Below are 11,298 nucleotides of genomic sequence, written 5' to 3'. Positions count from 1 at the left end.
AGCCCACCTCGGACATGATCAGCGGCCAGAACATCGCCATCGACGGCGGTTGGTAAGGGATGGCCGGCCTCCTGGAACTGCGCGACGACCGCGCCCGTCTGGTCCTGGCGCCGCAAAAGGGCGCGGCGATCGCCCGCTTCGACGCACTGGTCTGCGGCGCAACGGTGCCGCTGCTCCGCCCCGACGATGGCACCGGCGCCTCCGGCTGCCAGCTTCTGGTTCCCTGGTCGAACCGCATCTCAGGCGGCGGTTTCGCCTTCGACGGCCGCTTCCATGCGATCGGGCCGAACGTGCCGGGGGAGGCCTTTCCAATCCATGGCGACGGCTTCCAGAGGGAGTGGCGGATTGCCAGCCACAGCGCCACCGAGGCGGAACTGGTCCTCGACGCCGGTGAAATCGGCCCCTACCGATATACGGCGCGGGTCGCCTATGCGCTGCATGACGGAGCCTTGGATGCCACGCTCACGGTGGAGAATCGCACCGGCATTCGCCTGCCTTACGGGCTCGGCTTTCATCCGTGGTTCCCGCGCAGCGCCGGAACGACGCTCGAGGCGAAGGCGGCGCGGGTCTGGCTGGAGGACAAGCATCATCTGCCGGTCGGCGTGGCGCCGGTGGCCGATTACCCCGCGTGGAATTTCTCGAACGCCTCCCTGTTGCCGCGGAGCTGGGTCAACAACGCCTTCGACGGCTGGGACCGCCGCGCCAGGATCACCCGGCCCGAGGACAGGATCGCCATCTCGCTCACCGCCTCGCCATTGCTCGACGTCTTCATCCTCTATTCGCCGTCGCAGGATGCCGATTTCTTCTGCTTCGAGCCGGTGTCGCATACCGTCGATGCGCATCACGGCAAAGGGCTGACCCCGCTTGAGCACGGCGCTACGCTGAGTGCAAACATGCGCCTCGATTGGCGTTCCGCTGCTTCGCTCTGATGCGTCATGTGCACACCCACTCGCGGATCTTGCATTTTTGTCCGTTCCGCTCGCACGCCTGCAGTGTCAGGTCTTCGGCATCCCGGCGTGTTTGCGCCGTCTCGGCGCCCCAACTGGTCAGCCGCCCTTCCGGCTTCTCGCCTACGGCGAGGGCGCCGCAATGCTTGTAGGGAAAGCCGGTATTGTCGTCATCGTCCCAATGGCGATGATTGCGGAATACGCTGACCACGGCGCAGCTGCCGCCGCCGGCGTTCTGGCAATGCTTCAGCGCGATGTCCATCGCCTCCTGCCGCTTGTCGGCGCCCCAAAAGAAGCCGTGCTTCTCGTCGGGGCTCGAATAGGCGATCGCCGCCCAGATGCCTCTCTCCTCCTGGGCCGGCGGCTCGGGCACGTCCGCCGCCGGGGCGAGGTCCGCCGCGCCCAGCCGTCCGGCGCAAAGCAACAGCATGCCGATCGCCGCAATGGCGGAATTCACCCTCATTGTACGCCTCCTTGTTTACCTGCTGCCGAGGCCACGGAAATGACGACGCAGCTGTTGCCGGTTGGCAGCAGCATCGCGTTGCCCCCTCCATTGGCCAGTTCATAGACGCTGATTTGTCCAAGATTGTTGGCGAGCTTGCTGTCTTTCGGAAGCAGGGCCGGAACATCGGCGCAATTGGCCGCGAATGGCGCCACCCTGACCATCGTACCTTCGCAAACGGATGCGGTGGGTGCCGCGAACACCAGACCTGCCGCCGGGCCGCTGTAGCCCTGTGTGGCGTAGTTCATGCCGACCAGGGCTTCCACGAGGTGTTTGTCGGGGGCCTCGTTGTTCCAGATCGACTGGACGCTGTACGTCGTGCCGGTTGTCAGCATCTGCCCAAGGGCTGGGAAAATGTTGGAACAAGACTGCAAGCCTGCCTCTTTGGCGTGTTGCAGAAATGGCGTCTCGGCCAGGGCCGGATTGGGCTGGTTGGTCTCCGCGACCGCCGGCTGCGGCAATAGATTGTGGAGCAGGTCGTAGCGCATGGCCGCGAAGCCGGCCGTGGCGACGACGGCAATGGCGAGCAACGAGAAGACAGCGGTCCTCGCGCGGTTTCGTTGCGGTCTGCTCCGGTCTTCGATGCCGACCCGGACAGCATCCTTTCCCTGGTTGCGGGCCATTATCCGGTCATGGATCGATTGCTGGTTCATCGCGATTGCCTCGTCAATTGATCGCCGCAACGGCCGCGGCCAAGCCCTTGAGGGTCGCGGTTACGTTGATCGTTCTGCCATCCGTGGTCGGAAAGGAGATGACGGATGCCGCGGCCTTCGAAATCTGTTCGCGCATGATCGGACCAACCGGCAGCATGCCGACGCAGACGGCCTGATTGCATCCGTCGAGTTGAATTTTTATCGGCTCCTTGCGCCCCTCGAACGTCAGCGAGACAGGAGCGTCGCTCTTGGCGATCGGCGGGGCGCGCAAGATCATGTAGGGGTTGCCTTCCTTGGTGGCGGCAAGCGACCAGCTGAACGCAACCTGTCCTGCCTGGTCCTCGATGATCTGGGTGACATTGCAGACCTTTTGGCGCGCCTTCAGGTTCTCGTCGCAGATCAGCGTCCAGTTCTCGAACGGACGGGTGGTCCGTTGATACTCGCCAAGCTTCGCATCCGCAGGGATCGCTACGTCGGAAGGTTTTACCCTGTAGCCGGAAGGGATCGCTTCCTGCCCGGCCGCTAACGGGCCGGACAGGAGCATTGACGTCATGGATATCGCGACAGCAAGGACTGCCTGCCTGATCATGGCCGGGCTCTAGTTCAGCGTAAGACTGACGCCCGCGCCGACACCCCAGTGTCCGCCTGCCGTCGTACCGGACAGGTTCGCTCGAACACGTCCTTCCTCGCTGGTGTAGCCGGCGCCGAAGGCCAGGGCGCCTTCACCGCGCCAATAGCCTCCGCCGGCGGCCACGCTCAGCTTGCCGGGACGATCGTCGTAGCGCAGCGAGCCGGCCGCCAAGCCGATTGCCGCAGCCTGGCGCGCCTCGCCCCTGACCTCTCCCATGTCCATGTTGAGCTGGCTGAGTTTGGAGTCCGCATACGCATTGGCTTGCTGCAGCGTGGTGGACGCCACCTGGTTGGTGTAGTTCTTCGAATTGTCCAGGTTGAGTGCTAACCCGCTGTTGAACTGCTGAACATTGACGGCATCGGTGTTTGCAACGCCCGCCCCGACATTGTGGATGACGACCGGCGTGTTCGGGTCGCCGCCGGCAAGGGTAATCGAGTTGGACTTGTTGCCGTTCCCGTCCTTGTCGTACTGGACGGCGAACTGGTTGAGGTCGCCGACGCTACCCTGCATGGCTTCGACCGCCTGGTTGGTGGCGAAGAGCTGGCTGCCGTTGATTGCGTCGGTGGAGGTGCCGCTGATCCGGCCCGCCGCGACATTGGTGACGGTGCGCTCGTTGCCGACGGTGCCGACGCTGACCGTGCTCGTCGGAGCTGCTCCGGCGAAAGTATAGGCAACGCCGTTGATCGTGGTGCCGGTGGTGGCGACCGCCGCCGCCGTCGTCGAGCCCGCGCCGAGCGCGACGCTGCCCGGCTCGTTGGCCTTTGCGCCGGCGCCGAGCGCCACCGCCTGCGCTCCGTTGGTGGTCGCGTTGGTGCCGAGGGCGATGCTGTCGGCCTGGTTGACGGTCGAGTTCTGGCCGATCGCAATGCCTCCCGGCGCCGTCTGCTGCACGATGGCGCCATTGCCGATGCCGATGCCATTGTCGCCATTGACGGTGGTGCGCGGACCGACCGCAACCGAATCGACGCCGACCGCAAGCGAATCCGCGGCCGTCGAATTGGCGTGGAAGTACAGGCTCCCCGTCACCGCGAACGAGCTCAGCGCGCCCTTCAACTGGCGAAGCGTGACCGCATCCTGGTCCTGCGTGCCGTCGGCCACGTTGATGATCTGGCGATAGGAGGTGGAGGTGCCGACCGAGACGGCGCCGAGCAGGCTCATGTCCGCGGTGTTGTAGGGAATGAGGCCGGTGCCGGAGAGGATCGATCCCGAGACGGGCGCGACCGCCCGGTCCGAAACCGAGCCGGCGCCGAGCGCCACGCCGCCGATGACGCTGGCCTGGGTGTCGCGGCCGAGCGCCAGCGCATTGTCGGCGCTCGCGGTCGCCTGGTAGCCGAGGGCGGACGAGCCGATCCCTTGCGCGAAGGAGTCCGCGACGGCGAGCGTCCGGTCGTTGGTGCGCACATAGCGTATGCCGTCGCCATTGGCGTCGGTGTAGGCCAGCGAGGTGTCGCCGGTAATGTTGCTGATCGAATTGCCGAGATTGGTTATGTCAGCCGTGTTGGCGGCAATGTCGGTCGTGTTCTGCGTCACCTGCTGGTTGGTCGCAAACAGCTGCGAACCATTGACCGCATCGGTCGAGGAGCCGCTCAACTGCCCGGCCGCGACATTCTGGATCTGGCGTTCCGCGCCCACCGAGCCGACCGAAAACGCTCCCGCCGGCGTGGTTCCGGCGAAGGTGTAGGCAACGCCGCCGATCGTGGTGCCGCCGACCGCCGTCGTCACGGTCGACACCGCATTCGCGCCGATCGCCACGTCGCCGGCATTGTTGGCAACAGCATTCGGGCCGATGGCAACGGAATCCGTCCCCAGCGCCTGCGAATCCGCCAGCGTCGAATTGGCGTGGAAATACTTGATGCCGCCGCCCGTGCTGATGCTGTTGATCGTGTTGCCGAGATTGGTGATGTCGGCGGTGTTGGCGGCGATGTCGGTCGTATTCTGCGTCACCTGCTGGTTGGTGGCGAAGAGCTGCGAGCCGTTGATCGCGTCGGTCGACGAATTGCTGAGCCGGCCCGCCGCGACATTGGTGATGGTGCGTTCCGCGCCGACCGCGCCGACGCTGACGGTGCTTGCCGGCGTCGTGCCGGCGAAGTTGTAGGCGACGCCGCCGATCGTCGTGCCGGCGGTGCCGACCGCCGCGGCGGTTACCGAGCCCGAGCCGAGCGCCACGTCGCCGGCGTTGCTGGCGTTGGCGAGGGCGCCCAGCGCGATTGCATTCTGGGCGCCGGCATTCGCTCCTACCCCGAGAGCGGTCGCTTGAAAGGCGGTTGCAAACGCGTTCTGGCCGATCGCGGTGCTGGACGTGGCTGTGGCATTGGCGTTGGCGCCGACGGCGGTGCTGTATTGGCCCGAGGCCTTGGAGATGTATCCCATCGCCGTTGCGTCAAGCGCCGATGCGACGGCGCCGCTGCCGAAGGCCGAGGCGTTGGCGTCGGAGGCGCTCGAATTGGTGCCGGCCGCGATGGCGTTTGTCCCCGTCGCGGTCGCGACTGGTCCGATAGCAACGGAGTCCGTGCCCGTTGCGGACGAGTCCGCCGCCGTCGAATTGGCGTGGAAATACTTGATGCCGCCACCGGTGCTGATGCTGTTGATCGTGTTGCCGAGATTGGTGATGTCGGCGGTGTTGGCGGCGATGGCCGTCGTGTTCTGCGTCACCTGCTGGTTGGTGGCGAAGAGCTGCGAGCCATTGATGGCGTCGGTCGACGAATTGCTGAGCCGGCCCGCCGCGACATTGGTGATGGTCCGCTCCGCGCCGAGCGCGCCGACGCTGACAGTGCTCGTCGGCGTCGTGCCGGCGAAGCTGTAGGCCGTGCCGCCGATCGTCGCGCCGCTGGTGCCGACCGCCGTCGCGGTCACCGAGCCCGAACCGAGCGCTACGTCGCCGGAGCTTGCCGTCGCCGTCGCGCCGTTGCCCAGCGCGCCCATTCCGGCAAGGCCGGCTGCACCCGCCGTCGAGCCATTGCCCAGCGCCACGGAGCCTTGCCCGACGGCCTTGTTGTTGTTGCCGATGGCAACCGCGCCTGCGGCCTGGTTTGCGGCTGTGGCGGTTGCCGTGCCGTCGCTGTTGGCGATGTTGTTGGCGCCGCCGGTGAAGGCGCCGGTGCCGCTGGCATAGCTCGGATCGCCGATGGAGACCGCGCCGTTGCCGTAAGCCGTGTTGCCCGAACCGATGGAGACGGCCTTGCCGCCGGTTGCCACCGCATTGGTGCCCATGGCGACCGCTTCGGCCGAATCCGCCTTGGCGTTGTTGCCCACGGCGATGGCGCTCGTGGCGCTGGCGGTGGAGAGGGCGCCCAGCGCAACCGCATTCTGGGCGCCGGCATTCGCTCCTACGCCGAAAGCGGATGCTTGAACGCCGGTTGCAAACGCGTTCTGGCCGATCGCCGTGCTGGACGTGGCGGTGGCGTTTGCGTTGGCGCCGACTGCGGTGCTGTATTGGCCCGAGGCCTTGGATATGTACCCCATCGCCGTTGCGTCAAGCGCCGACGCGACGGCCTCACGTCCTACGGCAGCGGAATCGGCGCCGCTGGCGACAGATCCCCAGCCTGCGGCTGTCGCATAGTTGTTGCTGGCCGTGGAACTGGTGCCGAGGGCTGTGGAATTGCCTCCCGAAGCAACGGACAAGGTGCCCAAGGCATTGGCGCCTGCCCCGGTGGCACTGGCCTGGACGCCGAGGGCAACGGAATTGACACCGCTCGAGATCGTACCTTGGCCAAGTGCCATCGCTCCGCCTGTACCGGAGGCTGCCGCATTCAGGCCGATTGCGACGCCGTATTGGGTCGACGCACTGGCGTTGCTTCCCATCGCAACGGCATCGGCGGAAGATGCTTTCGCGGCGGTGCCGAGCGCGACGGCAGAAGCGCCGGAAGAGACCGAATTCGTGCCGATCGCGATGCTGTTGGGCAGTGCGGTGTTGGCCTGAACACCCGCCAGTGCGCCGACGCCGAATGCGATGGACTGGTTGCCCCAGGCACTGGCGGTGTTGCCCATCGCCGTTGCGCTCGTTCCGGTCGCTTTGGTCAGGACGCCTATGGCAACGGTGTTTTGCTGATTTGCCGTGACATCCGTACCAAGGGCGATGGCGCCCTGCGAGAGCGCGCCTGATCCCGCGAGGGTGCGCCCGCCAATGTTGATGGAGTTGATGCTGGTCGCGGTCGCCTGGAATCCAATGGCGACGGCATTCTGGTTGCTTGCGACGGCGCTGTTACCTTGGGCAATCGAATCCACGCCGGATGCCGTTGCCCCGAACCCGAGCGCGGTGGCGCGCAATCCGGTCGCCCGGGTAACAGGGCCGATCGCGGTCGAGTTGACTCCGTCGGCACGCGCATTATTGCCAAAAGCGGCCGCGCTTGTGGTTGCAACCGAATTGACGCCAATAGCGCTTGCTGCGTCCCCGTTGGCCTTGGCGTTCCCGCCCACGGCGAGGGCATTGACGCCGGTTGCGCCTGCGAAGACACCTATGCCTATGGAATTGAGGCCATTGACACCCATCGCATAGCCGATGGCGATCGTGCCGTCGCCCGTTGCACTGTTGGAACTGCCCAACGCCACGCTGTTATTGCCATTCGTCGCGGCGCCGTTACCGATGGCGACGGCGTTGCCGCCGGTCGCCGAACCGCCGCCAGCCTGATATTGTGCCTGGGCCGGTGTGGCGAGGCCGAGCGCGGCGATCGCGGCCAGGCCGCCGAGCACGCTGGCCGGGCTCACGCCACAGGCCAGAGCCGAACGCACGCTGGTGCCGCTTCCCAATGTTCCCAGACCCATATTCTTGCGACCGAATCCAAGAACCCGGTGAGCCATGCGCAGCACCGCCATCAGGCGGCGCCGCACCGAGCGGCTGTCGGCCGCGCCCGCGATCCAGTTTCCGACAAAGCTTGAAGAAAGTTCGATCCTTCTCCGCCCCTCGACGCGTTTGGTCATGCTAGTTTTTCCTCGCAATTGCCGAGGCGCTCTGATGTGCCGCACCATTCGCCTCGGTGGCCAAAAAATCTTCGAAATTGCGCGTCTTCTCCCGCAACGAGAGACCGACCTTCGCGCCTTGTTTTTCAATCAGCTGATAGGCGCTCGCGACCCATGGCTGCGTCGGTTCTGGAACCGTATGCAGTGCAGCCTCCGTCCGTTCCGGCGGCAGGCTTACCGCCACCAGCGCGCGGCAGAGATCGAAATGAAATCCCGGATCGCCTTCACCACAAGCCGGAGAGGTCAGTCCAAGCACGAAACAGGCCAGGAGATGGTCGAGTTCCGCAGCGCTGATCCGGCTGGCGTATTGGCGTTGCAGTGCAGCCCAGGCCGCTTCGGCCTTAGGCGCGAAGACCTCGATTTCCGCGAATTGAATGTCCATGGGACAATCCGACATGCTGTATCATCTGGTTGCTCCCCCGCCCCAAATGACTTCAATCGCGACCATGAGCACATTCGCGGTGCAGGTATTTTGGAATAATCCGGAATCTTTGTAGGAAAATCCGGTATTTGGTCCCTGCGCGACAACTGTGACTGCTCTGCCACACAACCTTCGACTATACTGAAGATCAATCGAGGTATCGCCGCGGACAATCATGCGCGCCGCAACAGTCGTTAACGTTGCAGCTTCACCTGCCTGGGGGTTCTGTTCCGGTATCTGGACATGGTGACTGTCAAGTGGCTCTGGTCCGAGAATCCACTGAGATGAGCGACTTCCGCAATCGACAGGTCGCTCTCGATGAGAAGTTTTTCGGCGAAATCGAGACGCAGCCGCAGCAGGTATTTGTGCGGCGGCTCGCCAAAGGTCTTGGTGAATGCCAGGATGAAATGGCTCGGCGAAAGGCCACAGAGTGCGGCCAGCTCGGCCACCGCGATTTTGCTGGAAAAATTTACCTCCAGGAATTCGCGCACCCGCCGGGCGCTGCGGTTCGACAGACCGCCCTTTGGGGCTTGTGGCAACTTTCGCGCTCCTGCGTAGTTCCGAAGCAAATGGACGCCGAACATGGTGACCAACGAATCGATATAGAACTCGTTTGGAGTTTCCCGATCCGTCAGTTCTGCCTTCAGCAACTGCGCGAGTTGCAGCGCTTGGAAGTCGACGGTCCCGAACGGCGGCGGCTGAAGCTCGGCATGGCCGGTGTCGAATTCACGCGTTGCCAGCTCGAAGAGACTCTCGGGGGTGAGCGCAACGATTACGCTTTCCGTGGTGGATGACCGGGTCACCTTGCCGCCGAGGTCGGCTGGGACGATCATGATCATACCGACGTCGCCGTCGTATTCGTGGACTTTGTCGCTGCCCAGCGATGCCGCTATCCCTGGTGAGGGTGCAAGCAGAACCGAAGCGAAATGTTCCGCCGCTTTGAATGTGTGTGATCCCGGCCCATGAACGACATGAGCCGCGCCGCCTCGAAACGTGACCAGGTAGCGCCCCGCGCTTTCCGGAATTCCGTCGAAGATGCGACGATCCGCGCGCCGCCGCTCTGTCCCGGCGCTTTCCTGGACGTTGCCTCTATGTTGCATCTTCGTCTCTGCCACTGCTGCGCCGATCAATCCAATCCTGTGCTGTATCGAGGCGCCCAGAATTCACGTTTGCTCCTGGGCGTTCCTTCGAATCCTACAGATGCTGCTTTATATTGCAAAGAAGAATTTGAGCTCAAATGAAAATTTGCCAGGGTTTTGACTATAAATTTACAGGTGTGAATTTTTAGCCAAGGATACCTGACTATTTTCCGATCTTATCTTACCATTTTTGCCGAGTTATTGTGCATAGTGCGCCGTCACAATCCAGCGTTGTATTCCGAACATAGATCGCGCGGCCATTGACAGAGCTGGTCGACTATCTGTCATTGCCACGGACGATCCAGCAGCAGTATCGCCCGAACCATGGCTTCTTTCCCTTGTGCTTCTTCATGGCGGTGGCCAAATGGCCTTGATCCGAAAATCCCGCGAGGTAAGCGACTTCGGCGATGGCTACGCTCCAGGAGCGATCCAAGGCTGCGGACAGAGCATATCCCGCTCCCCCGCATGGTTGCTCTTCTGGGATTGGCATTTTCGGGGATTGTGTCGAGGGCGTGCCGATCGACCCGATCGGCGCCTGCGCTGCGTTCTTGAACCTCGCCCGCATTTTTCATTCAGCCTGCCTCAGCCGCTTTGCCAGCCCATCGAAATTCCGTGCCGTGCAAACAGCCAACCCGGAAATCCGGACGGTAATTTGTATCCCCCATAGTCCTGCCCAAGGCAGCGTAGCGCATCCCGCGGATAGAAAAAACATTGTAAGTGAAGAAAAAAGTTCGCGCGAGAAAAACATGGCCTGGCTTGGCCGGCGCTACGGAATTATCCGGCTCACGCAGGCCTGCTAAAGATCGCCTCGGCGTTTCTCGTACAGATCCCAGGACAGCTCGACCATGGCCAGAAGAACGTCTTCCTGGCTCCACCCGGCGGCAACCGCCGCCTCGACAATTCCGCGGACGAGCGGCAGCAATTGGCGCTCGCATTCGGCCGACAGGTTGGCCTCGGCGCCGTCGGCAGGCGGACTATCGAAATCAAATCCCACCATCGGCGTTCCCCCGCCATCAATGATCTAATGAAATGTATGTCTCTGCAATCATACTCCCGTCTAATATACATCAATCGGTAACGAAACACAGCAGCGTCGAGATTGACAGGGCATGGCCGCCCCGATTGCAGCGGCTCCATGGTTCGTCTGGACGTCTTTTTTGGCCTCCTGTTGCCGGCATTGCATATCTTGGATGCGAACCCCAGGCATTCGCGTAAAGCTATCGGGATCCTGGCGAGCTTTGCCGCATGGAGCGGAACCTGCCGCTTCATGGCATCGATGAAGTCGATCAGGTCACCGGGCCGAGCAGGACCGAGCCATCCGGCACCCCGCCATCGATCGGGATGGCTCTGCGGTTTGCGCTCGCCGCCATCGGCTGGCCGATGTCGGACGTCACGATGACCGGGCTCTTCGACGGCACGCGGTCGTAGAGGTCGATGATGTCCTGATTTATCAGGCGCACGCAGCCTGACGAGACGGATTTGCCGATCGAGTTCCATTCCGGCGAGCCATGCAGGCGGTAGAGCGTGTCGACGTTGTCGTGGAACAGGTAGAGCGCGCGGGCGCCGAGCGGGTTCTTGAGGCCGCCGGGCATGCCGCCGTTCTTGGCGCTGTATTCTTCCAGTTCAGGCTGGCGGGCAACCATCTCATCGGGCGGCGTCCATTTCGGCCATTTCTGCTTCCACTGGACGACGGCGTCTCCCGACCATTCGAAGCCGGCGCGGCCGAGGCCGACGCCGTAACGGATCGCCTGGCCGCCTTCGCGCACCAGATAGAGGAAATGGTTGGTCGTATCGACGATGATGGTGCCTGGCCGCTGGCCGGTCGGATCGGGAACGATCTGGCGCAGGAACTGCGGGTCCATCTTCTTGATCGGGATGGCCGGGAGCTCGAACCCGCTGTCGGAAATCGGGCCGTACATCGTCGCATAGTCGCCGAGCGGCGGCTCGTCATAGGTCGGCGGTGGCGGTTCGACCGGCGCCCGCGGCGGGCCCGGGGTGGTGCATGCCGCGCACCCGATCACATCGCCCCCCCAGGCGTCCACATTAAGG

At 63.7% G+C, this 11,298-nt stretch carries 10 protein-coding genes; 2 read left to right on the top strand and 8 right to left on the bottom strand.

All coding sequences use genetic code 11. The features are described 5' to 3' along the window. Positions 1-59 precede the first annotated feature (59 nt). Entirely contained in the window at positions 60-929 is an 870-nt protein-coding gene (locus NKI06_RS27605; protein ID WP_023735547.1) for an aldose 1-epimerase, read from the top strand. A 4-nt stretch (positions 930-933) separates the two neighbouring features. Here the strand turns inward: NKI06_RS27605 and NKI06_RS27600 are convergent, their stop codons facing one another. The 6 genes from NKI06_RS27600 to NKI06_RS27575 form a co-directional block, all read right to left on the bottom strand. Further along, on the bottom strand, positions 934-1,410 hold the full coding sequence (locus tag NKI06_RS27600) for a DUF4189 domain-containing protein (protein ID WP_023687219.1): 477 nt from the start codon (positions 1,408-1,410) through the stop codon (positions 934-936). After that, entirely contained in the window at positions 1,407-2,102 is a 696-nt protein-coding gene (locus tag NKI06_RS27595; RefSeq protein WP_023735546.1) for a hypothetical protein, read from the bottom strand. Before NKI06_RS27595 ends, NKI06_RS27600 begins: the two co-directional genes overlap by 4 nt. A 13-nt stretch (positions 2,103-2,115) precedes the next feature. Further along, positions 2,116-2,691 carry an invasion associated locus B family protein gene (locus NKI06_RS27590; RefSeq protein WP_023670757.1) on the bottom strand — a complete coding sequence of 192 codons (576 nt, stop codon included), beginning with the start codon at positions 2,689-2,691 and terminating at the stop codon, positions 2,116-2,118. 9 nt (positions 2,692-2,700) lie between these two features. After that, a complete protein-coding gene (locus tag NKI06_RS27585) occupies positions 2,701-7,650 on the bottom strand; it encodes a YadA-like family protein (protein ID WP_352987700.1) in 4,950 nt (1,649 codons plus the stop codon). Between the two features lies 1 nt (position 7,651). Next, complete coding sequence (locus NKI06_RS27580) at positions 7,652-8,071, bottom strand: hypothetical protein (RefSeq protein WP_023687221.1); 420 nt, start codon at positions 8,069-8,071, stop codon at positions 7,652-7,654. A 233-nt stretch (positions 8,072-8,304) separates the two neighbouring features. Then, complete coding sequence (locus tag NKI06_RS27575; protein WP_352987699.1) at positions 8,305-9,240, bottom strand: helix-turn-helix domain-containing protein; 936 nt, start codon at positions 9,238-9,240, stop codon at positions 8,305-8,307. 521 nt (positions 9,241-9,761) lie between these two features. Between NKI06_RS27575 and NKI06_RS27570 the strand changes: the two genes are divergently transcribed. Then, a complete protein-coding gene (locus tag NKI06_RS27570; RefSeq protein WP_352987698.1) occupies positions 9,762-10,049 on the top strand; it encodes a hypothetical protein in 288 nt (95 codons plus the stop codon). Here the strand turns inward: NKI06_RS27570 and NKI06_RS27565 are convergent. Further along, positions 10,046-10,246, bottom strand: a complete 201-nt coding sequence (locus NKI06_RS27565) for a hypothetical protein (RefSeq protein WP_023684556.1) — start codon at positions 10,244-10,246, stop codon at positions 10,046-10,048. The genes NKI06_RS27570 and NKI06_RS27565 overlap by 4 nt on opposite strands. A 289-nt stretch (positions 10,247-10,535) precedes the next feature. Further along, positions 10,536-11,298: L,D-transpeptidase (locus NKI06_RS27560; protein WP_502900624.1), on the bottom strand; the 763-nt coding region annotated here is incomplete at its 5' end.

It is taken from the genome of Mesorhizobium sp. M0772 (assembly GCF_040320135.1).
Lineage (GTDB): Bacteria > Pseudomonadota > Alphaproteobacteria > Rhizobiales > Rhizobiaceae > Mesorhizobium.
This window is presented reverse-complemented; position numbering and strand designations above follow the sequence as displayed.